This is a genomic window from Pseudorhizobium sp. NPDC055634 (assembly GCF_053618655.1).
Map to the genome: position 1 here is coordinate 118,083 of NZ_JBSHHW010000012.1, position 22,574 is coordinate 140,656.

Consider the following 22,574-nt stretch of genomic DNA (forward strand, 5'->3'; position numbering starts at 1 on the left):
AGCGAAAAGCAGCAATGAGGGCGGGGCGTAAAGATATTGGTTACCATATATCGTCATTCTCTAATCCGATCGACGAACGGCATGACGGCTTCCGGCCGCCGTTCAGGGCAGATGGACATGGTCGCAGTTGCGGCTTTGGCAGAATGATCGGGTAACGAGTATCATGGCGCTAGAGATCGACACGTTCGATACCGCAATTTCCTCCAGATCAGTTCCAAAACGTCCGAAACGGATGTCGCGTCTTGCCTTCGCCGGTCGGATGGTTCTGGCGACGGCCGCACTCGCCGGCGTCTGGATGTTCGCGGCAACCACGACCGTCAGCAGTTTCGCACCGAGCTTCGGCGCGCCCGACAGGCCGGAATTCTCGCTGGCAATGCCGGTCCGCCCGTCGGTCGCGCCTCAGGCCGACGAACCGGCCCAGGCCCGTGACATCGCCATCCGGATCAACAAGTTCGAACGTCTCTACCGGCAGCCCGTGGCGCCCAAGGCGTCGCGGCTCGAAGGTGCGCGGCTTGCGGCCGTCCTCTCGCAGCGTCCGGCCGGCGATGCCGTCGCCAGCACGCTCGGCGCGGCCTTTGCATCCGCCGCCGAGGACGAAAGGTTCCAGGCTCTCGCCGCAGTCCGGCCGGGCCCCGAAGCCGTCAGGCAGGCGCTCGGCGAGGCGATGAACGAGATGGTGGCGCTTGCGCCGCGCGTCGGTGTGCCGGTGGCCGAAATCGTCACCGCGTCGCTTGCCTCCGCTCCTGCCGAGGACGAAGTGCTGTCCGACGAGAGCGCGGTCGAGACCGCCGCGATCGAGGCGGAGGAGGCAGGGCGCACGAGCGAGCTTGCCGCCCTCATGGACGACACGCTTCCCATGCAGGGACCGCTTCCGACCTCCCGTCCCGAGACGGCGTTCAAGGCGCTCGAGGCCCTGGCGGCGGCGCGCGTTGCCAAGCCCGGCCGTGGCGTGGCCGACGAGGACGACGAGGCTTCCTCGACCGTTCTCGCCTATGCGCGGCCCGAAAACCCAATGAAGTCGCTGCCCAAGGTCGCGCCGCTCCCGGACCCGGGCACGAAGAAGGTGGCGATCTACGACATCACCAACGGCGTCGTCCACATGCCGAACGGCACCAAACTGGAAGCCCATTCCGGCATCGGCAAGATGCGCGACAACCCGAAATTCACCCATGTGAAGATGAAGGGCCCGACGCCGCCCGGCACCTACAAGCTCTCGATGCGCGAAAAGCCCTTCCACGGCGTCGCGGCGATCCGGCTCACCTCGGTCGACGGCAAGCATCCGCAGGGTCGCACCGGGCTTCTCGCCCACACCTATCTCCTCCGCTCGCGCCCCGGCGATTCGCACGGCTGCGTCGCCTTCAAGCACTACGACAAGTTCCTGGCCGCCTTCCGCCGCGGCGAGATCACCCACATGGTGATCGTGCCGGAATATAACGGCCGCCTGCCGGGCAAGAACCAGAACCTTCTGGTCAAGCTGTTCGGCGGCAAGGACGCCTAGGGCTTGCCGGCGATGCCGGCACGGCGCTAGCCGAGCAGGTCGCGTGCGGTCCGCATGAAGATGCGGGCGCCGAGCGGGATGAGGTCGTCGGGAAAATCGTAATCCGGATTGTGCAGGGCGGGGTGGCCTTCGCCGGCCCCGAGATAGAACATTGCGGATTTCGAGACCGCACCGAAACGCCCGAAGTCCTCCGACCCCCGCAGCGCCTCGCCGGGCTCGTGCGTTATCCCCTCGGCATCGAGGGCGGCGCGCAGGATGCCGACCGCCTCGACATGGTTGTCGCAGTGGTCGAACACCTCGTGATAGCTGGTATTCAGCGCCAGCCCGTCTCTCTCCGCCGCCTCCATCGCCAGCCGCTCGGCGGCATCCACCAGCGCCTGCATCCGGTCGTCGCTCATAGTCCTGAGCGTCACCCAGAGTTCGGCATGGGCCGGCGCGATGCCGAAGGCGGGTTCACCCATGCGCACGTGGCCGACGGTCGCGAGCACCAGGTCGCCGCCCGCGACGGAACCTCGACCGAGGCCGGTCAGCGCCGGCATCAGCGAGGCGATGGCCCGCATCGGCGACTTGCCGGTCTCCGGCATGGAGGCATGCGCCGTCCTGCCGGTCAGCGTGATCTTCATCCCTCGCGAGGCGCAGTTGGCGATACCCTCCTTCAGGCAGACATGGCCGAGCGGGATGCCCGGCAGGTTGTGGAGCGAGAAGGAATAGTCGGGCCGGATTTCCGCAAACCGTTCGTCGGCGATGACGGCCGCCGCGCCGGCACCGGTCTCCTCGGCCGGCTGGAAGAGAAGCACGACGCGACCGCGCCCCGGGCGCTTGCGGGCAAAGCCCCGTGCCAGGGCGGCGACCGTCGCGGTGTGGCCGTCATGGCCGCACATGTGCCCCTTGCCGGCGACGCGCGAACGGTGCGGCAGGTCGGAGATTTCCTCGATGGGCAGCGCATCGAGTTCGCAGCGGAAGAGCACGGTCGGTCCGTCTTCCGCCCCCTCGAAGACGGCGGCGACGCCCGTTCCGCCCAGTCCCTGGATCAGCCGGTCGGGCGACGTTGCGGCGAGGAAAGCCCGGACTTCCGCTGCGGTGGCGATCTCCTCGCCGGAGATCTCCGGCATGGAGTGCAGCTTCCTCCGTCATGCGGTGAGTTCGACGACGTCGTGATTGGTGAGAAACATGCCCGCCCTCCGCTTATCCTCAAGAGAGGTAACGCCGTACTCGATCCGGTGCAACGGGGTGCGTCGCGCTGCCGCTCAGGCTCCGGTGTCGCTTCGCAACGGCTGCCACATGGAGAATGTTCGCTCCGATGCCAGGAGTTCCGGCAGCGCCTCGTTCCAGGCCGTGCGGTAGGGCCGGGCAAGTTGCACGGAAAGCACGTCCTCATGGCGTCCAGAACGCCGTTCAGCAGCGAAAGGAAACGCTCCTTCTCGGCAGGCTTCACGTCGAACTCGATCAGATAGGTAACGCTCATCGGGGCACCCCTTTCTTCCGGTTTGATCAGGGCCGCCCGTGTCTCGGGATCGGCCGGGTAGAAGCATTCGAGCGCCAGTTCGGAGAGCGTGACGCTGGTGGCGGTGCTGAAAACGGTCGTGGTCGAGATGAAGCGCAGCACCCGCTCGCTTCCCGGCATCCGCAGTTCGAGCGGCACGGCGGGGGAAGGGCATGTGGCCGGCAAGGATCGCCTCCACTGTCTGGCGGATCTCCGCAAGCTCCGGCGCGTCTAAGGCCTCGACCCCGTAGATGGGCGCATAGCCCGCCGACATCATCAGGCGGTTCTGGGCACGAAGCGGCATGGAGAGCCGCTCGGCGAGCCTGAGCAGCAGATCGCGGCTCGGCGAGGATCGCCCGCTTTCGACGAAGCTCAGGTGCCGGGCCGATATCTCGGCGTCGAGCGCAAGGTCGAGCTGGCTCATGCGCCGGCGGCTGCGCCATTCGCGAAGCACGGCGCCGACGCCGGCCCTGGAAGAGGATGATCTGGTGAGCGTGTCGTGTCGGGTCATGCGCCGACCCTAGCAGAGGCGGGCCGGAATGCGATTACCTCGGAGGTAATTGTTCCGCACCGCGGACCGGTCCCGCCTTGACGCCGTGATCAACGAAAGGACCACGACCATGACCGATCATCTCGCCATCGCCAACGCCTATCTCGCCCTCTGGAACGAGGTGGACGACGCGAACCGGACCGCCGCGCTGACCAGGGACTGGACCCCCGCCGCCCGCTATGCCGACCCACTGATGGAGGGCGAGGGACCCGCCGGCATCTCCGCCATGATCGCCGCCGCCCGCGCCCCTTTCCCCGGCCATCGCTTCGAACTTTCGGGCACCCCCGACGGCCACGGCCCCTTCACCCGGTTTTCCTGGACCCTCGTCTCCCCCGACGAGGTGACCGTTGCACGGGGCATGGATGTCGCGCGCGTGGACGAAATGGGTAGGGTAACCGAGGTGGTGGGGTTTCTGGAGGGGTAGGGGTGAAGCGAAAGCCGGGGGAACGCCTGTGTTTCCCCCGCCGATTGCAAGGAATGACAAAGTTTGCCATCATCTCGGCAAACGAGGTGCTTGCCATGGCGACGATGAACGTATCCCTTCCGGACAAGATGAAGGATTGGGCCGAGGATCAGGCCCGTTCCGGTCGCTATTCGAACGTGAGCGACTACGTCCGGGATCTCATTCGACGTGACCAGGAGCGCTCCGACAAGATCGCCGCCATGCAGCGGCTGGTCGATGAGGGCCTGGCGAGCGGGATCGGCGAGCAGTCGGCGTCGGCGCTGTTCGACGCGGCGAAGAAGCGGGCTCGGGGCAAGGGGCGCTGATCGTGGGCTTCCGTCTTTCTCGTGAGGCGGAAGAAGACATCATCGCTATCGCCGAACATGGCATCCTCGCGTTCGGCGAGGCGCACGCCGGACGCTATCATCGGGAACTCTTCACGCTGCTGACCCTGATCGGCGACCATCCGCGCATGGCACGGGAGCGCCGCGAGATCCTCCCGCCGGTGCGCATCCAGCCATTCAAGGCGCATCTCGTCGTCTACCTCATCCAGGAAGACGGCGAGGTCCTCGTGCTTCGCGTGCGACACGCCCATGAGAACTGGGAGAGCGAGGAGGAGTGAGGCCCGCTCACACCTTCTCCACGAACCCGTCCAGCACCCGCTTCTGGCCGGCCTTGTCAAAGTCGATGGTGAGTTTGTTGCCTTCGATGGCGACGATGTTGCCGTTGCCGAACTTGATGTGGAAGACGCGGTCGCCGACGGAGAATTTCGAGGGTGTGTCGGCGACGGATTTCGCCACCAGCTCGCCCTCGATGGTGCGCCCGCGCGGGCCGCTCTCGCCGTAGCCGATGCGTTCCACCGCGTGGCCTGAACGGGTGCCCCAGTTGTCGCGCGTGGCGCTCGTCTGGTTGGCCTGGGCGCGCTTCCAGCCGGGAGTCGAATAGGTGTTGGCGAAGGGCTCGGCCTTGTCGAAGCGCGACTGGCCGTAGCCGCCGCGCCCGCCATAGCCGCCGTAGCTGGTGTCGGAGGCGGCGACGTCGACGTGATGGGCGGGCAGTTCGTCGAGGAAGCGGGACGGCATGGTCGATTGCCAGAGCCCGTGGATGCGCCGGTTGGAGACGAACCAGATGTGGCAGCGGCGCTTTGCGCGGGTGATCCCGACATAGGCGAGGCGGCGTTCCTCCTCCAGCCCCGAGCGGCCGCCCTCGTCGAGCGCGCGCTGGTGGGGAAAGAGGCCTTCCTCCCAGCCGGGCAGGAAGACGGTGTCGAATTCCAGCCCCTTGGCCGAATGCAGCGTCATGATCGAGACGGCGTCGAGATCCTCGTTCTGCTCGGCGTCCATGACGAGCGAGACATGCTCGAGGAAGCCGCGCATGCTCTCGAACTGCTCCATGGAGCGGATCAGTTCCTTGAGGTTTTCGAGCCGCCCCGGCGCCTCGGCCGACTTGTCGTTCTTCCACATGTCCGTATAGCCGGACTCTTCGAGGATCTGCTCGGCGAGTTCGATATGCGGAACCTTTTCCAGCCGCTCCTGCCAGTTCCTGAAGGACTGGATCACGTCGAACAGCGCCTTGCGGGCCTTCGGCTTCAGCTCGTCCGTCTCGATGATCTCGGCTGCGGCCGCAAGCATGGGAATGTCGCGGGCGCGGGCATAGTCGTGCAGCGTGCGAACCGTCGTGTCGCCGAGGCCGCGCTTCGGCGTGTTGACGATCCGCTCGAAGGCGAGATCGTCGGCCGGCTGGCAGACGAGGCGGAAATAGGCCATGGCATCGCGGATCTCCAGCCGCTCGTAGAAGCGCGGGCCGCCGATGACGCGGTAGTTGAGGCCGAGCGTGACGAAGCGGTCCTCGAACTCGCGCATCTGGAAGGAGGCGCGCACCAGGATCGCCATGTCGTTCAGCGCATGCTTCCTGCCGTCCGCGTCGCCACGCTGCAGCCGCTCGATCTCCTCGCCGATGGCGCGGGCCTCTTCCTCGGAGTCCCAGGCGGCATGCACCTGCACCTTCTCGTCGTCGGGATCGCTGCGATCGGTGAAGAGCGTCTTGCCGAGCCGGCCCTCGTTATGGGCGATCAGGTGGCCGGCGGCGCCGAGAATGTGCTCGGTGGAGCGGTAGTTGCGCTCCAGCTTGATCACGCGGGCGCCCGGAAAATCCTTCTCGAAGCGCAGGATATTGTCCACCTCGGCGCCGCGCCAGCCGTAGATCGACTGGTCGTCGTCGCCGACGCAGCAGACGTTCTGCGGCACGCCCTTCGGCCGCTGGGCGAGAAGCCGCAGCCACATGTACTGGGCGGTGTTGGTATCCTGGTACTCGTCCACCAGGATGTAGCGGAACTTGGCGTGATATTCCTTCAGGATGTCCGGATGATCGCGGAAGATCGCGATCGGATGGAGCAGGAGGTCGCCGAAATCGCAGGCGTTCAGCGACTTCAGCCGGTCCTGGTAGTTGCGGTAGAGTTCACGGCCCTTGCCGTTGGCGAAGGCGCGGGCGTCGCCTTCCGGAATGTCCTTCGGCGTCAGACCCTTGTTCTTCCAGTTGTCGATCATGCCGGCGAACTGGCGGGCCGGCCAGCGCTTGTCGTCGAGGCCCTCGGCCTGGATCAGCTGCTTGATCAGCCGGATCACGTCGTCGGTGTCGAGAATGGTGAAGTCGGAGCGCAGGCCCGCGAGTTCCGCATGGCGGCGCAGCAGCTTGACGCCGATCGAGTGGAAGGTGCCGAGCCAGGGCATGCCCTCGACGGCGCCGCCGACGAGCACGCCGATGCGCTCCTTCATCTCGCGCGCCGCCTTGTTGGTGAAGGTGACGGCAAGGATCTGGCTGGGGAAGGCGCGGCCGGTCGCGAGGATGTGGGCGATGCGGGTGGTGAGCACGCGCGTCTTCCCGGTGCCGGCGCCGGCAAGAACCAGAACGGGCCCGTCCACGGTCTCGACGGCTTCCCGCTGCTCGGGGTTGAGGCCCGAGAGATAGTCGGGGACGCTGCGGTTCTGGTCGCGCGCGGCCATGGCGCGGGCGGCGATGCCGAGCCCTCCGGCGGATGGCGGGGGCGGTGCTGCCTGCGAAGCGCGGCGCTGTTCCGGCTCCTCGTCGAAGAACGGAATGTCGTCGAAAACGTTACTCATGCGGCCAATGTAGTGATTCGGGTCCGAAAGGCCAGAAAAGATGTTCTGCTTTCATTCCCGTGGTTCCATATGGGCGTGGCGAAATCAAGATGCGGCCGGCAGCGGCGGGCGTCGCGAGCCGGGGGGCGGGCCGAGGCGCTGCCTTTGCGGCTGACAATTGCGTGAAATCCCGCGATGTTACAAATCCGTAAGGATGGCGGGCGGCAATTGCGTATATAGTCCGCCGCATACATAGTGCCGGTTGTGTGCCGGCCGCATGCCGGATGTCCGATATACCCTCCCAGCGGAGACCTTGATGCGCATTTGGAAGCAGTTGCTCCTCAGTCTGATCGTCCTTTCCGGAGCACTTTGCCTCTCCGTCTTCCTGGTTCCAGGCGCCGGCGACATGCTGGCGCGGATGGGCGTGCCGCAGTCGCTCGTTTCGGCAATCCGCCCGGAGGCGGGCGCGGAGACGGCATCGGGCGGCGCGGGCTCGCCGGGCAGGGGGCCCGGAGGCGGTGCCGGCGGTAGCCGCGCAACCCTCGTTGTCACCCAGGAGGTCGGCACCGGCACGGTCAACGACCGGCTTTCGGCGATCGGCAGCGGCGAGGCGATCCAGTCCGTGGTGGTCATGCCCCAGGCCGCCGGCACGATCGAGGAAATCCTCGTCACCGCCGGCGAGAAGGTCACCAGGGGCCAGGTCCTCGCGCGCCTCGACAAGGAAGAGCAGGTGATTGCCCGCGACCGGGCCCAGGTCGCGCTTCGGAGCGCCACGGAGCGGTCGCAGTCGCTCAGCAACCTCCGCTCCGTCTCCCGGCTCGACGTGCTCGACGCGCAGCTCGCCGAGGAGACCGCAAGGCTCGAGCTGTCGACGGCGGAACTGAACCTCAGACGGCGCGAGATCCTCGCCCCGATCGACGGCGTGGCCGGCATCGTGCCGGTCAATGTCGGCGATAACGTCACCACGCAGACGGCGATCGTGACCGTCGACGACCGCTCGTCGGTCCTCGTCGATTTCTGGGCGCCGGAGCGGTTCGCCACCGCGATCGCGCCCGGCCATGCGGTCGAGGCCACGTCGATTGCCCGGCCCGGCCAGGTCTTCTCCGGCGTCGTGGATGCGATCGACAACCGCGTCGATCCGGCCAGCCGGACGCTGCGCATCCGCGCCCGCATCGACAATCCCGACGACGTGCTGCGGGCCGGGATGGCGTTCAGCGTCACCATGCGCTTCGAAGGCGATACCTTCCCCGCGGTCGATCCGCTCGCGGTCCAGTGGGATGCCGAAGGCTCCTATGTGTGGCAGGTCGTCGACGGCAAGTCGGTGAAGAACCGCGTCCGCATCATCCAGCGCAATCCCGATACCGTCCTCGTCGACGCGAACCTGGCCGCCGGCGATGCCGTTGTGATCGAGGGGCTGCAGCGCGTCCGCGAAGGTGCCGACGTCCGCGTTGCCGGCGCGGACCAGAATGCGGAGGTCGCGAGCCAATGACGTCTCACGACAGCCAGACACCGCAGCAGCAGCAGGATCCCGGCCAGAGCTTCACGGCGCTCTTCGTGCGCCGGCCGATCCTTGCGGCCGTCCTCAACACGCTGCTCGTGGTCGCGGGCCTGGCTGCCCTGTTCGGGGTCGAGGTCCGCGAGCTCCCCGACGTCGACCAGCCGGTCATCACCGTCCGGACGACCTATGACGGGGCATCGCCGCAGACGATCGACCAGGAACTCACCCAGATCATCGAAGGTGCCGTGGCGCGGGTGAGCGGGATCAAGTCGATCTCGTCGGAATCGCAGTTCGGTTCGAGCCGCGTGACGCTCGAATTCACCGATGCCGCCGACATCGCGGTCGCCGCCAACGACGTGCGCGACGCGCTCGGCCGCATCACCAACCAGCTGCCGGAGGATGCCGACGAGCCGCGCATCATCAAGGCGGATTCCGATTCCCAGGCGATCATGCGTATTGCCGTCACCTCCAGCAATCTTTCCATGGAGGACCTGACGCTTCTCGTGGACAACGAGGTGACCGACCGTCTGGCCGCCGTCGACGGCGTCGCCGACGTCGAGCTCTACGGGGACCAGGAGAAGATCTTCCGGGTCGACATCAACCAGGCCGCGCTTGCCGGCCGCGGGCTGACCGTCGGCGATATCTCGACCGCGCTTTCGACCGCGGCGCTCGACGTTCCGGCGGGTTCGCTCGAGAGCAACCGGCAGAATATCGTGGTGCGGGCGACGGCGAACCTCACGACGCCACAGGATTTCGAGAGCGTCCTCGTCAAGGACAATATCCGCCTTCGCGACGTCGCCACGGTGACGCTCGGTCCCGATGACGGCTCCACCGTGCTGCGCGCCAACGGCGTCCAGGGCGTCGGCCTCGGCATCATCCGCCAGGCGCAGTCGAACACGCTGACGATCTCGGAAGGCGTCAAGGCGGCCGTCGCCGAACTGCAGAAGAACCTGCCGGAGGGGACGCGCATCGTCATTACCAGCGACGACGCGGTCTTCATCGAAGGGGCGTTGCACGAGGTCGAGATCGCGCTCGGGCTTTCGGCGACCGTCGTGCTGATCGTCATCTTCCTCTTCCTGCGCGACTGGCGGGCGACCCTCATTCCGGCCGTCACGATGCCGGTGGCGCTGATCGGCACGCTCGTCGCGATCTATCTCGTCGGCTTCTCAATCAACATCCTGACGCTGCTCGCCATCGTTCTGGCCACCGGCCTCGTCGTCGACGATGCGATCGTGGTGCTGGAAAACATCGTGCGCCGGCGCGCCGAAGGCATGGGTCCGCGGGCCGCGGCGGTCCTCGGCACGCAGCAGGTCTTCTTCGCCGTCATGGCGACCACGGCGACGCTGGCAGCGGTCTTCATCCCGCTCTCCTTCCTGCCCGGCCAGATGGGCGGCCTGTTTCGCGAGTTCGGCTTCGTGCTCGCCTTCGCGGTCGCACTTTCCTCTGTCACGGCGCTGACACTCTGTCCCATGCTTGCCTCGCGCATGCTGACGAAACCCATCAAGGAAGTCGAAAGCGGGGTGCTCTACTGGATCGGCGAGAAGTTCGCGAGCCTCTATGCCGCCATCCTCCGCCGCTGTCTCGATGCGCCGGTGGTCGTCATCGTCGTCTCGGCGCTGATCTCGGCCGCCGCCTACGGGGCCTTCGGCTCGGTGCGCAGCGAACTGACGCCGCAGGAAGACCGGTCGATGGTGATGATGCGGCTGACGGCGCCGGAAGGCGTGAGCCTCGACTATACGCGCGACCAGATGCAGCGCGTCGAGGAGAACCTGCTGCCGCTCAGGCAATCGGGCGAGATCGCCAACATCTTCTCCATTTCCGGCTTCGGCAGCAACACCAACAGCGGCTTCATGGTGCTGACGCTGGCGCCCTGGGGCGATCGCGAGCGCAGCCAGGACGAGATCGTCCGGGACATCAACGCCGCCGCGCAGAAGGTCCCGGCGCTCCGGGGCTTCGCCATCCAGTCGAACAGCCTGCGGATTCGCGGCGCCGGGAACGGGCTGCAGATGGCCATGGTGGGCAGCGACCATGCGAGCCTCACCCAGGCGGCGATCCAGCTCGTCTACAAGATGGAGGACAGCGGCCTCTTCGATACGCCGAGGCTCTCGAACGAGCCGACACAGGCCCAGCTTTCGGTCGCCATCGACCGCGAGCGCGCCTCCGATCTCGGCATCGACATTACCGGGCTTTCCGCCGCCATGCAGGCCCTGCTCGAAGGGCGGTCGATCGTCGACGTCTTCGTCGATGGCGAGGCGATGCCGGTCAAGCTCACCTCCAACACCCAGCCGATCGACGATCCGACGGACCTCGAGAACATCTTCCTCAAGGCCTCGGACGGCAAGATCGTGCCGATGTCGACCATCGCGACGCTCAAGGAAGGCGCGGTGGCGCCGGAACTCAACCGCGAGCAGCAGCTGCCGTCGGTCTCCTTCTCGGGCAACCTGCGCGACGGGGTGACGCTCGGCGAGGCTGTGCTGGCCGTGGAGGAAATGGCCAGGCCGCTTATGCCGGCCGGCGCCCGCCTGCTGCCGCTCGCCGAAGCCGCCACGCTGGAGGAGAATTCCTCGGGCATGCTGATGACCTTCGGCTTTGCGATCGTCATCATCTTCCTGGTGCTCGCGGCGCAGTTCGAGAGCGTCCTGTCGTCGCTGATCATCATGTCGACCGTCCCGCTCGGGCTTGCCTGCGCGGTCTTCGCGCTGATCCTGACGGGGACCAGCCTCAACGTCTACAGTCAGATCGGCCTCGTGCTTCTGGTCGGGGTGATGGCGAAGAACGGCATCCTGATCGTCGAATTCGCCAACCAGCTCCGCGATGACGGGGCAGGGGTGCGCGATGCGATCGAGCGTGCCTGCAGCATCCGCCTGCGGCCGGTGATGATGACGATGATCGCAACCGTCATCGGCGGCCTGCCGCTGGTCCTCGCCCAGGGTGCGGGTGCCGAGGCACGCATTGCGCTCGGCTGGGTGATCGTCGGCGGGCTGGGGCTCGCCACCGCCGTCACGCTGCTCATCACGCCGGTGGCCTACGTGCTCATCGCCCGGTTCTCCAGGCCGCATGTTCACGAGGAACGGCGCCTGCACCAGGAGCTTGCGATCGCCACCCGGCGGGAGGCGAACGAGGACGGCGACCGGCCGCTGTTGGCCGCGGAATGACATCGGCCACAAGCCGCGCGGCCTAAGTCATCCATTCCGGTTGATCGGCTTCCTTTAGCCGGGGTTTCATGCCCCCGGCCATTTAGGCACCCCGCGCCGCGGGGATGGTTTCAGGCCTCCATGCCAATGGCAACAGCGGTATAGGTGGAATCTCATCCCCCTTCATCCCCGGGGCTTTCGCTGCCGCTAGAGTTCTGCCGTCCCGCTTCGGCTACACCGGTCACGCATCGCCGGCGAAGCGGGGCCGGTGCCTGCAGGACTTGCGGTGATGCAAGCCGGTTCTGCAGGCTGCGCAGAAAGTGGTTCCCCTCTTGCATCGCGAGGCGTGCGTGTGCCGCACACAAAGCGGTCCCGATAATGAGAACACTATGGGGCCGGCGCAGAGGAACCGGAGTTGCGCTGGCAAAGAACACTGAACGGGACACGTCGCGTGTCACATAAAAACTAAATAAGAGACACACGACGTGTCCCGGCCGACCCCCGGTAGAACCGGGAATGAAAAGAGCTCAACCGTCCTGCTCCGGACGGGCGCATGTAGATCCCCGGAACGCCAAGGGAGGAGTCCGTCGTCCTCCTGCCGATTTGTCGCATGGGGCGATCGACGGGCCTGCGGTTCTGGACAAAGCCGTATCCGTTGCCTAACCGGTGGAGACATTTTGCGGGGGAAAGATACCGATGGCGCTCAACGACGTTAAGGCCGGCATTCGCAACGAGGAGGGGATCGCCGCCGTGCTCGGCCTCCTCAAGCAGCAGTTCGGCGAGCGATTCCAGACAAGCCAGGCTTTTCGCGAGCAACATGCCCACACCACGACCTATCTTCCGGCGCAACTGCCCGACGGAGTCGCCTTCGTCGAAAGCGCGGAGGATGTGAAGGCGATCGTCAGGATCTGCGCCGCCCACAAGGTCCCCGTCATTCCGTTCGGGACGGGGTCGTCGCTCGAGGGCCAGATCAATGCGCCGAACGGCGGCATTTCCATCGATTTCAGCCGCATGAACCGTGTTCTCGAGATCAATGCCGAGGACCTCGACGTGGTCGTCGAACCGGGCGTGACCCGCGAGCAGCTCAACACGGAACTGCGCGCCACCGGCCTGTTCTTCCCCATCGATCCGGGGGCGAACGCCTCGATCGGCGGCATGGCGGCGACGCGCGCTTCCGGCACCAATGCGGTGCGCTACGGCACGATGAAGGACAATGTGCTGTCGCTGACCGTCGTCACCGCCGATGGCGAGGAAATCCGCACCGCCCAGCGGGCGCGCAAGTCCGCGGCCGGCTACGACCTGACGCGGCTCTTCGTCGGAGCGGAAGGCACGCTCGGCGTGATCACCTCGATCACGCTGCGGCTCCAGGGGATTCCGGAAAAGATCGGCGGCGGGGTCTGCGCATTCCCGTCGGTGAAGGCGGCCTGCGACGCGGTGGTCATGACCATCCAGATGGGCATTCCCGTCGCCCGCATCGAACTGCTCGACGAGATGCAGATGCGCGCCTGCAACAGCTATTCCGGACTGTCCTACGCGGAGAAGCCGACGCTCTTTCTCGAATTCCACGGCACGGAGGAGACCGTCGCGTTGCAGTCGGCGCAGTTTTCCGAGATCGCCGCGGATTGCGGCGGGGACAGCTTCAGCTTCACCCAGGACGCCGAGGAACGGAACCGGCTGTGGAAGGCGCGCCATAACGCCTACTGGGCCTCGCGCGCGCTCGCCCCGCATCTCAACGGCCTGTCGACCGACGTCTGCGTGCCGATATCGCGACTTGCCGAATGCGTGGTGGAGACCCAGGCCGATATCGCCGAGCACGGCTTCCTCGCGCCGATCGTCGGCCATGCGGGCGACGGCAATTTCCACGTGCTGATCCTGTTCGACGACAAGGACCCGGCCGACGTCCATCGCGCCGAAGCCTTCGTCGCGCGTCTCAACGCCCGGGCGCTCGAAATGGGTGGGACATGCACCGGCGAGCATGGCATCGGCCAGGGTAAGATGGGTTTTCTGGAAAAGGAATTCGGCGGGGCCGTTGCCCTGATGCGATCCATCAAGCAGAGCCTCGATCCGGACAATATCTTCAATCCCGGCAAGATCTTCCCCCCGCAGGCACGGGGGTGAGCGGCGCGCAATGCCTTGACTTGTCCGGGCGTCGGGTGGGACTAGTCTTTTTCTGAACGCAGGGAGACTCGCAAGGTGCTCGGACGCATCCTCTTGACGGCTGGTGGTCTTCTGGTGGTGGCGCTGTTCGCCGCTCTGCTTGCGCCATTCTTCGTCGACTGGACCGATTTCCGCATGGAATTCGAGCAGCGGGCGAGCCGCATCCTCGGCAAGAAGGTTGTCGTGCACGGAGATGTCGACGCCCGCATCCTGCCGTTCCCGTCAGTGACGCTTCACGACGTGCGGGTCGGCCAGGATCGGGACGGTCTCCCGCAACTGCACGCCGCCCGCTTTTCCATGGACATGGAACTTGCGCCCTTCCTGTCCGGCGAGGCGCGGATATTCGACATGCGGCTGGAGGAGCCGAAGGCGCGGGTGCGGATCCTTGCCGACGGAACCCTCGACTGGATGCGGGGAAGCCGGGCGGACATTCCGCTGCGGACGGTGGTGATCGAGGACGTCCACATCACGGACGGCACGATCGACATCATCGACGAGCAGAGCGGCCAGACCCGCCAGCTCGCCGGTTTCAACGCGGACCTTTCGGCGGCATCGCTTGCCGGGCCCTGGCGCGGCGAGGGCTTCGGGTCCCTCGACGGCGAGGAGGCGGCCTTCACGCTGTCGACCGGGGAGGGCGATGCGGCAGGCCGGACGCTCCCCCTGCGGCTTCGGGTGCTTCCCGACGCCGTGCCGCTGGCGATCGAACTCGACGGCGACCTGATGCTCGCGGACGACCGGCCGGCCTACAGGGGCCGCTTTGCATTGAATGCACTCGAGGAGGAGGACGAGAGCGAGCCGGTGCAGGCGCCGGCGCCCGGTCCGCGGCTCAAGGGCGGGTTCGAACTGACGAACGACCGCCTGCGCATCCCCGAATACAGGCTGGAGGTCGGCCCCCTCAACGATCCCTACGTGGTGACGGGGGAGGCGACGCTCGACACCGGCGAGGCGCCGGAATTCCTGCTGACGGCCGAAGGCCAGCAGATCGACGTCAATCGGCTTGGCGAGGGCGAGCGGGCCAAGACCGGACGGGACGCGGCCGCCTCCGCCCAGCGGCGCATCCAGGCGGTGATCGACATCGCCGCGCAGATCCCCATTCCGCAGGTGCCGGGACGGGCGAGCTTCAGCCTGCCCGCCGTCGTCGCCAATGACACGACCGTCCGCGACATCCGCATCGACGTGCGGCCCGCCGGCACGGGGTGGACCGTCGACAGTTTCGCCGCGACCTTTCCCGGCCGCACCCAGGTGGAGGCCAAGGGTGCGCTGACGCTGACGGACCGCGTCTCGTTTGCCGGCGACCTGCTCGTGGCGTCCAACCAGCCCTCGGGACTGGCCGCATGGCTGTCCGGTCCGGTTGACCCCGCCATCCGGCGCCTGAAGACCGCCGGGTTTTCCGCGAACGTCAACCTGACGCCGGAGCTTCAGCGTTTCGACGACCTGGAGCTGGCCGTCGGCCCCGCCACGCTTCGCGGCAGCATCGAACGGCATGCCCCGGTGGACGCGGTCCCCTCGCTGACCGTCGAGCTTGCCGGCGACGAGATCGACATCGACGCCATCCGGGCGCTGGGCTCACTCATCACCGGAAACGACGCCGGCGAGGCGGCACTCGACCACGCCATCGCCGCCAGGCTGAAGGCCGCGCGGCTGACCGCATCCGGCGTCGCCGCCGACGAGGTGGATACGACCTTCACGCTTGCCGAGGGCGAACTGGCGCTTGAGAAACTGACGGTCGGCAATCTGGCGGGAGCCTCGATCGAAGCCAAGGGGCGGCTGGAGGGGTCGCTTCTCGACTACACTGGAAGCGGTACGGCGACGATGCGGATCAGTGATCCCGCCGCCTTCACCCGGATGCTTCAGCAGCGCCTTCCGGCCCACCCCGTCCTCGGGCGCCTTGCGGCAAGCAGCAGATGGTTCAGCGACACCCGGCTCTCCGCCGACATCCGCGTCGGCGGCGAGCGGCCGGGGCTGTCGGCCACGGTGACGGGAAGCAGCAATGGCAGCGACGTCAACGCCGAGCTGGCCCTGCCGGCCGTGTTCACGCTGACCGGGCGGAATGCGGGCTCGCTTTCCCTGCAGATGGAGAACGAACAGACGGCGGTGCTGCTTGGGCAGCTTGGGCTCGACCCCTTGCCGCTCGGCGATGACGGGGCGGCGCGGGTGTCGCTCGATGTGAGGCAGGACGGCGACAAGCCTGCCGCGGTCAAGCTGGCCTTTTCGACCGCCCGCACGCAGTTCGAGGGCGAGGGCGACGTGGACCTCGGTCCGACGGATTTCGGAACCGGTGACGGTCGCCTGACGCTCCGGTCGCAGGATGTGGAACCCTACCTGCTGATGACCGGCATAGGCATTCCGCAGTTCGGGACCGGCTTGCCGACCAGCCTTTCGACTCAGATCAGCTTCACGCCAGAGCGCATCAGCCTCGCGAAGCTTTCCGGCGAGGTGGGAGAGAATGCGATCGAAAGCGACGATCTCACCTTCGACCGGTCCGCTCCGGTGACCAGGCTTACCGGCGAGCTCGGCGTCGACCGTCTGGATCTTGCCTGGCTTTCGAAGGCCATCCTAGGGCCGGTCCAGGATCCCGCCACCGGCCAGCTGTCCGCAAAGCCTTTCTCCATGCCGGTCTTCGGGACCAGCGAGGCGAGCCTGAAGATCCGTGCCGGGGTATTCGACCCGGGCAGGATGGGCGATATCCGGGATTTCTCCGCGACGCTCGAGCATCGCAACAGCGGGTTCGCGATCGAGGACGCGGCGGGTTCGTGGCATGGCGGCCGGGTCGCCGGGCGCCTCGCGATCAACAATGGCGACGGCACGGGGATCTTCCAGACACGGTTCACCGTGGAGGACGCCGACCTCGCGACGCTGGTCTGGCAGGGGCCGGACGGTCCGGTTGCGACCGGCCGCGTCGATGCGGTGGTGGCAGCCGAATCCACCGCGAAGACGCCGGCCGACCTCCTTGGTTCGCTCAACGGTTCGGGTGAGATCAAGATCGCGCCGCTGACGCTGAGCCGCATCGACCCGGAGGCGCTGCCGCCGTTGCTTGCCGAAATCGACATGCTCGAGGGCGGGGGCGAGGTCGACGAGGCGCAGGTGCGCCCGCTGGCCGAGCGGTTCGTGCGCCGCGGAGAGGCGACGTTCAGCGAGGTGGCGATCCCCTTCACGATCACGGGGGGCGAGGCGAGGGCCCAGAACATCACAGCGATTTCCGGCAACGGCCGGGTCAGCGGCGAGGCGAGGGTAAACCTCGCGGAGCAGGCGCTGCGCGGTGAACTGGCTGTCTCCTTCGTACCCGGCGACGAGGGGCTCGCGGGGGGAGAGCCTGCGGTCCGCTGGCTCTATTCCGGCAGTCTCGACGAGCCCTCCGTGGTCTTCGACGTCGCGCCACTGACGAACTTCCTGTCGCTGCGGGCCTTCGAGCGCGAGCGTCGCCGTGTGGAAATGCTGCAGGCCGGCGTCCTCGAAAAGCAGCGGCTGAGGCGCGAAGTCACGCTCTACCGCTTCCTTGCGGCCGAGCGCCAGGCAGCGCGCGAAAAGGCCGAGGCCGAGGAGCGGGCGCGGCGGGAAGAGGAGGCGGCAAGGCTGGAGCGGGAACGGGCGGAAGCGGCCGCAAGGGCCGCGGAGGCGGAAGCCCGGCGGCAGGCCGAGGCGCCGGCGCTTACCGTGCCGCCGGTTCAGGAACTGCTCGCACCGGGCGGCTCAGCCCTTGAAGCACCGGCGATCCAGGGACTGCCGGGCGTCGAGCGATAGGCTCAGCCGGCATGCGCCGCGGCCTGCTGCTGGTGCCATCGAAGGACGTGCAGGCGGAGGGCGGAGGAGAGGTTGCTGTCGGCGGGGCGCTCGTCGTCAATCGAGGCAATGAGGCCGGCGACGCTGAGTTCGCTTTCGCGCGCAATGCGCTTCAGCTCCTCCCAGAACTCGTCTTCGAGGGAAAAACTGGTGCGGTGGCCATGCAGCGTAGCGGAATGTTTGCGGATCACCCGTGCCTCCTGCCGAAAGCGAAGCCATGCCCTGCGTGGCGCGTGACCGGTCCGGTGGTCCCGAATGACGCCGATCAGTCCCGATCGTCCCGCTTCTCCAGCTTTCCCTGGTCGAGGGTGCGCTCGGCCTTCTGGTTAAGCGCCTTGGTCAGCGTCTTTTCGGCCTTGCTGCGGCCGAAGGCGAGGCGGTTCTGATCGGCCTGCCTCTCCTTGTCGAGACGCTGTCTCGCCTTGCGGGCCTGACGCAGGTTGACGACGTCACCGCTCATGCCCCGATTTCCCTACTGTTTCTTGCGGAAGGAATCGAGCGAGACGACGGAGGCGGGTTTCTTTTCCTCGCCTTCGGTCTGTTCGGCAGCCTCCGGCCGTGCGGGAGTCTCCACGGGAATGGCAGTGATCTCCGCAGAAGCCACTTCGTCCTCCTCGGCCATCGGGACCTCGAACTCCAGTTCGAAATTCACCGACGGATCATAGAAGCCGCGAATCGCATTGAAGGGAATCACCAGCCGTTCCGGCGTGTCGGAGAAGGACAGGCCGATCTCGAACTGGGTGTCGGATATCTTCAGGTCCCAGAACTGGTGCTGGATCACGATCGTCATCTGCTCGGGATACTTGGCCTTGAGGTGCTGCGAAATGCGCACGCCCGGGGCGCCGGTCAGGAAGGTGATGAAGAAGTGGTGGTCGCCAGGCAGCCGACCGGTGGCAGCGACTTCGCTCAAGACCTTGCGAATAACACCGCGCAGTGCGTCCTGCGCCAAGATATCGTAGCGGATGTGATCCTGCCCCATTCGGTTCTGTCTCTCAGTTCTGGATGCTTTATCGAAGCATCCTTATGCCACGCCAGCCATACGCGGAAAAGCGCCGGCTTGATGGCCAGTGTACATAATTTCGAAAAAAGGGAGAAGGTGAAGGCTTCTGTTGCCAGGTGCCTTCGGACCCCGCCTAAGAGTGCGACCCCTTAGGACTTGATTTGAAGTGTCACACCGCCATTAGGCAGCGAGACGAGCTTCCGCATAGTTGTCGTTTGCAACTACTATTTTGACCCGATAACGGTGGTATCATGCCGAGCAAAAGTTCGATCTTTACACCCTTGTCGATCCTATTTCGCCCCCATCACAAGCCGGTCGTCGAAGACCGGTTTGTGGTGGAGGCGCCGGGTACTGAACCTTATATGACGAAGTACGAACTTAGCCGACAACCAAATGCCCGCTCGCGGCGGCCATCGATGGACATGTCGTCGACTAAATTTAGCCGACAGAGCCAAGTCGCTAAGATACGCAGGCAAGCGCTCTCGATGAGTAAGCTTCTGAGGTTAGGTGGAGGTTTCTGTTGCCAGGTACCTCCGAACCCCGCCCTACGGGGCTAACCGTAAGGACTTAGATCGGAATTCCCACACCGCCATTAGGCAGCGAGAGCGTATTCCTTAGCGTTGTTGTCGTTTGCAACTACACTTTTGACCCGATAACGGTGGTATCATGCCGAGCACAGTTTTTGTCTTTCAATGCCAGTCGATCCCATTTCGCCCCCATCAGCAAATGTTGCCTCTTCAACATCTCCTGGTGGAGGCGGCGGCTTCGAAGCCGCGTCCTGTACATCTATTGCACAAACGGTTTAGCGCCATAGCTTCTTTCGAAGCGTCACTAAGATAAGGGGCTTAGTCGGCTTGTTCAAGAGACTATTTGGGCAAACAGAAGGAGCTTGGGATCCCTTCCTAGAGCGGACAGGCCAAAGTCCCGCTCTGCTGCTAATCCGGACGGCCTACCTGCAAGTCGTGTCTGGCCACTAAATATGCTCCCGCGGTAAGTCCCAGCGGACAGCTTGGACGCAATCTTCAGTGCACCTCGATCCGACGATGAGAGTGTTCTATGACCGTTTAGTCGTCGGTAAGATCCGCGCCTGAATAGCGGCGGGCTCAGGGTCCGCAGCTAGGGATTCTTGGGCTATTGTAAAGCCTGGTCCACGGCCGTGCTGAGGCGGAATAAATTCAATACCCAAACTTTCAAGCGCCAATCCAATTTTCTCGACTGTGTTGGTCTTGACGTAGCTCGACGGGTTCTCGGCCATCGACAAAGTGGATGTGCTGACCTTGGCATGCGCAGCGAATTGCCTGCTGTTCATATTCAGCGCGGCTCGTGCAGCTTTGAATAAATTACGCGGATAATCAGCGGCCATCTCCTGCAGCTAATCCGAAGGCTAAAAGAGAGCAACGAAAACAGTCGCTTGAATAGTAATTCGTTTATTTGACGCGATTAATCGCGTCAAATAAACGAATCGTGCTAAGCTGAGGCAGTTAAAGGCTCTTATCGAGTCTTCAGGTTCCCTCGTCGAAGTCCTTTAGGATACCTACCATGATCATCATCAGAGAGGGTCGGTCCAATTTTCCGACCCCAGGCGATTTGCGTGAAATCGCGAAATACGACCGTCTCACTGACGACCTTAACTTTGCGTTGTCATATCCGCTCCAACCGTTTGTAGACAGCCACTCCTTGCCCATCTTAGAGGACTGGTCGATGTCCACGCGGCAAGCTCCTTGTTTGATCGGTACGGCTTACGGACATCCCAATTTCGGCGGCCAAGAATTTCCATTCACGAGTTCGGAGCTCGTTCTTTTCGCGCCGGACATCGGGCTGGCACGGACCCGGTCCCGGTGGTTCCGTTTAGGGACTCGATTAGAGACTGGAGACGCTTAATGGCGACTTCCGCAGCAAGGATGATCTGATAGCCGCGTGTATGGAAGAGAGAGACCAGCCAAATCTCACGCTCTTCAAGCAGTGGTATCCTGAAGCTGAAGGCGATCTGTCTGACAACGTGCGTTAATTTTCGACTGTCTTGCACGCTCCAAAGTCCATCGAATAAGCGGGCAGAAGGGAGCCCTCCGCCTAAGCCGCCCGCTTCTTTGTTCGGAAGCAATTGCGGAACGATGGATATGGTGGTCCGAGAACGGCGCAATGGGGACTTCTGCGCTCAGACAGGAAACGGGTGGCGATCGGCGTTAGGCACAATAGCGATCTCCTGCATTATAAACAGGCGATAGAATGGAACTGGCCAATAAGCTTCGATCGTGACTGGAGCCAGCAGTGGTATCGGCGCAGCCCCGATCGCCTTCGGAGTGATGCGGTTCAGTGAGGTCATTTGCCAATTGGCGAAGATGTGGTATCTTTCCGCCAGAAAGAGTAGGATGTCATGCAACTCCAACCTATTTCCTCGACTCCGTTCAACAGCGCATCGCCTGAAATCACCGATGACGAAGCAGAGGCACTCGCTCGCACAACGGTGAACCTGTTCAACGCTTGGAAGCTTACAGACGCTCAGGCTTGCACTTTGCTCGGTGGTCTATCAGCACGCACTTGGGCAAGGTGGAAAGAAGGTAGCCCAGGACGGGTCCATCGAGACCTGAAAATGCGGATGGCTCACCTCATGGGTATCCACAAGGGGGTGCGGCATCTGTTTAAAGATGCGGCAAGAGGATATGACTGGATCAAAGCGCCTAATGCGGCTTTTGGTGGCAAGTCGGCGCTAGACGTGATGCTTGGAGGCGAGCTTGCTGATCTTGCCGTTATGCGTGAATGGCTCGATGCGGAGCGAAGCGCGTGGTAAGCGGACTTGCTGTCCGTTCCCACGTACAATGGTCTAAAACCTATCGCATCATTCGTTCGATCTATCCCCCCATCGATCTGTTCGAGGACATCGCAGACCCCCGCGACTGGGAGGCCCTTGTCGCCGTGGAGGCTAAAACGAATCCGCGAATTCGTTATGAGGTGGGCGATCTGGGGAAGGTGCCCGCGCATCGTCGAGTTTCAGGCCCCGGCTCGAGCTATGTAATGGCCCCGTTCGTCCACTGCTCAACCAGGCGACCTGGACGCTTCACGGACGGAACCTATGGCATCTACTATGCGGGCGACCGTGAAGAAGTCGCAGTCGCCGAGACAATACATCACCATCAGAAGTTCATGAGCTCAACGTCCCAGCCCCCGGGTTGGACGTCGGACTTTCGTGTTTTGGTGGGCAGCATAGACCGGGCACTAGACGATGTGAACAAGGTGCCTGACGTGCTGGATCCGGTCGATTACTCCGCTTCCCATGTGGAAGGAAGTGGGCTTCGGGCAGCGGGAAGCGATGGCCTCTTGTGGAACAGTGTTCGAATGCCTGGTCATCGTTGTATCGGCATCTTCTGGCCGGACGCCATAACGAGTCCTGTTCAAGGGCGGCACTACTGTTATCACTGGAACGGCACGCGGGTCGATTTCGTCCGCCAGTACGACACCGGGGCGGTACTAGCGGTATCATAGCAGGTGGGTCATCTTGGGCATTTGCTCCACAAGGGTGGAAATGTCCATAACATCGTTGCACCCGTATCCGTGAATTGCCGCGGCTCTCATTGGAAGTTCTCCCAAACCTTGATCCAATCCACGGTATAGAAGTAGTTGTTCGATGTGACGCCAACCTGCATCGCCGACAGGCCATTTCTCATGCAACAACCTTTTGCTACTCGCCGTGTTGCGAAGCCAAGTGGTTCCGCGTTGCCGTTGCACACCCACACTGAAGCGCAGCTGACCTTTGCTGCGTCAGGCATGATCCAACTCCATACGGAGGAAGGGGTCTGGCTGGTGCCTCCTCCGCGTGCGGCGTGGGTTCCGGCAGGTGTTCGGCATCGCCTGGATATCATAACGGACGCCGAACTCTGGATGGTGCATTGGCAGGCATCAGCAATCGCAGAATGGACGCCTGCAGGCTTTCCTGATC

General features: G+C 64.5%; 18 protein-coding genes and 2 other RNA genes. 11 read left to right on the top strand and 9 right to left on the bottom strand.

Features of this window, described 5'->3' with window-relative positions; all coding sequences use genetic code 11:
- The first annotated feature begins 163 nt into the window (after positions 1–163).
- Positions 164–1,498, top strand: a complete 1,335-nt coding sequence (locus ACWGPT_RS18275) for a tlde1 domain-containing protein (protein ID WP_452607058.1) — start codon at positions 164–166, stop codon at positions 1,496–1,498.
- 26 nt (positions 1,499–1,524) lie between these two features.
- On the opposite strand, the gene ACWGPT_RS18280 is transcribed toward ACWGPT_RS18275, so the two are convergent.
- Positions 1,525–2,619, bottom strand: coding sequence for an amidohydrolase (locus ACWGPT_RS18280; protein WP_452607081.1), 1,095 nt, complete (start codon positions 2,617–2,619; stop codon positions 1,525–1,527).
- A gap of 126 nt (positions 2,620–2,745) precedes the next feature.
- A complete protein-coding gene (locus ACWGPT_RS18285) occupies positions 2,746–3,492 on the bottom strand; it encodes a helix-turn-helix domain-containing protein (RefSeq protein ID WP_452607059.1) in 747 nt (248 codons plus the stop codon).
- Positions 3,493–3,601: 109 nt separating this feature from the next.
- Between ACWGPT_RS18285 and ACWGPT_RS18290 the strand changes: the two genes are divergently transcribed.
- From ACWGPT_RS18290 to ACWGPT_RS18300, 3 genes are all read left to right on the top strand, one after another.
- Positions 3,602–3,955 carry a nuclear transport factor 2 family protein gene (locus tag ACWGPT_RS18290; protein ID WP_452607060.1) on the top strand — a complete coding sequence of 118 codons (354 nt, stop codon included), beginning with the start codon at positions 3,602–3,604 and terminating at the stop codon, positions 3,953–3,955.
- Positions 3,956–4,050: 95 nt separating this feature from the next.
- A complete protein-coding gene (locus ACWGPT_RS18295) occupies positions 4,051–4,299 on the top strand; it encodes a type II toxin-antitoxin system ParD family antitoxin (RefSeq protein WP_452607082.1) in 249 nt (82 codons plus the stop codon).
- A 2-nt stretch (positions 4,300–4,301) separates the two neighbouring features.
- Positions 4,302–4,595, top strand: a complete 294-nt coding sequence (locus tag ACWGPT_RS18300) for a type II toxin-antitoxin system RelE/ParE family toxin (RefSeq protein ID WP_452607061.1) — start codon at positions 4,302–4,304, stop codon at positions 4,593–4,595.
- A 7-nt stretch (positions 4,596–4,602) separates the two neighbouring features.
- Here the strand turns inward: ACWGPT_RS18300 and ACWGPT_RS18305 are convergent, their stop codons facing one another.
- The gene (locus ACWGPT_RS18305) at positions 4,603–7,092 is read right to left on the bottom strand and encodes an ATP-dependent helicase (RefSeq protein WP_452607062.1); all 2,490 of its coding nucleotides are present in this window, start codon (positions 7,090–7,092) and stop codon (positions 4,603–4,605) included.
- A gap of 295 nt (positions 7,093–7,387) precedes the next feature.
- Here ACWGPT_RS18305 and ACWGPT_RS18310 point away from each other — a divergent pair, with 295 nt between their 5' ends.
- The 4 genes from ACWGPT_RS18310 (at position 7,388) to ACWGPT_RS18325 (ending at position 17,601) form a co-directional block, all read left to right on the top strand.
- The gene (locus tag ACWGPT_RS18310; protein WP_452607063.1) at positions 7,388–8,560 is read left to right on the top strand and encodes an efflux RND transporter periplasmic adaptor subunit; all 1,173 of its coding nucleotides are present in this window, start codon (positions 7,388–7,390) and stop codon (positions 8,558–8,560) included.
- Positions 8,557–11,724, top strand: coding sequence for an efflux RND transporter permease subunit (locus ACWGPT_RS18315; RefSeq protein ID WP_452607064.1), 3,168 nt, complete (start codon positions 8,557–8,559; stop codon positions 11,722–11,724). The genes ACWGPT_RS18310 and ACWGPT_RS18315 overlap by 4 nt, the downstream gene beginning before the upstream one ends.
- A gap of 675 nt (positions 11,725–12,399) precedes the next feature.
- Positions 12,400–13,821 (top strand): FAD-binding oxidoreductase, encoded by a 1,422-nt coding sequence (locus tag ACWGPT_RS18320; protein ID WP_452607065.1) that lies wholly within the window; start codon positions 12,400–12,402, stop codon positions 13,819–13,821.
- Positions 13,822–13,896: 75 nt separating this feature from the next.
- Complete coding sequence (locus ACWGPT_RS18325; RefSeq protein WP_452607066.1) at positions 13,897–17,601, top strand: AsmA family protein; 3,705 nt, start codon at positions 13,897–13,899, stop codon at positions 17,599–17,601.
- A gap of 2 nt (positions 17,602–17,603) precedes the next feature.
- On the opposite strand, the gene ACWGPT_RS18330 is transcribed toward ACWGPT_RS18325, so the two are convergent.
- From ACWGPT_RS18330 to ACWGPT_RS18355, 6 genes are all read right to left on the bottom strand, one after another.
- Entirely contained in the window at positions 17,604–17,831 is a 228-nt protein-coding gene (locus ACWGPT_RS18330; protein WP_452607067.1) for a ribbon-helix-helix domain-containing protein, read from the bottom strand.
- A 74-nt stretch (positions 17,832–17,905) separates the two neighbouring features.
- Positions 17,906–18,100 (bottom strand): DUF4169 family protein, encoded by a 195-nt coding sequence (locus ACWGPT_RS18335; protein ID WP_452607068.1) that lies wholly within the window; start codon positions 18,098–18,100, stop codon positions 17,906–17,908.
- Positions 18,101–18,112: 12 nt separating this feature from the next.
- Positions 18,113–18,619, bottom strand: coding sequence for an SspB family protein (locus tag ACWGPT_RS18340; RefSeq protein ID WP_452607069.1), 507 nt, complete (start codon positions 18,617–18,619; stop codon positions 18,113–18,115).
- A gap of 116 nt (positions 18,620–18,735) precedes the next feature.
- Positions 18,736–19,081: a transfer-messenger RNA gene (gene ssrA / locus ACWGPT_RS18345) on the bottom strand.
- 65 nt (positions 19,082–19,146) lie between these two features.
- Positions 19,147–19,506, bottom strand: a transfer-messenger RNA (tmRNA) gene (gene ssrA / locus ACWGPT_RS18350).
- A gap of 188 nt (positions 19,507–19,694) precedes the next feature.
- Positions 19,695–20,003, bottom strand: a complete 309-nt coding sequence (locus ACWGPT_RS18355) for a hypothetical protein (RefSeq protein WP_452607070.1) — start codon at positions 20,001–20,003, stop codon at positions 19,695–19,697.
- A gap of 1,011 nt (positions 20,004–21,014) precedes the next feature.
- On the opposite strand from ACWGPT_RS18355, the gene ACWGPT_RS18360 reads away from it, so the two are divergent.
- From ACWGPT_RS18360 to ACWGPT_RS18370, 3 genes are all read left to right on the top strand, one after another.
- On the top strand, positions 21,015–21,428 hold the full coding sequence (locus ACWGPT_RS18360; RefSeq protein ID WP_452607071.1) for an MbcA/ParS/Xre antitoxin family protein: 414 nt from the start codon (positions 21,015–21,017) through the stop codon (positions 21,426–21,428).
- Complete coding sequence (locus ACWGPT_RS18365; RefSeq protein ID WP_452607072.1) at positions 21,422–22,120, top strand: RES family NAD+ phosphorylase; 699 nt, start codon at positions 21,422–21,424, stop codon at positions 22,118–22,120. The genes ACWGPT_RS18360 and ACWGPT_RS18365 overlap by 7 nt, the downstream gene beginning before the upstream one ends.
- A 144-nt stretch (positions 22,121–22,264) precedes the next feature.
- Positions 22,265–22,574 (top strand): AraC family ligand binding domain-containing protein (locus ACWGPT_RS18370; RefSeq protein ID WP_452607083.1); only part of this gene is annotated, 310 nt, incomplete at its 3' end.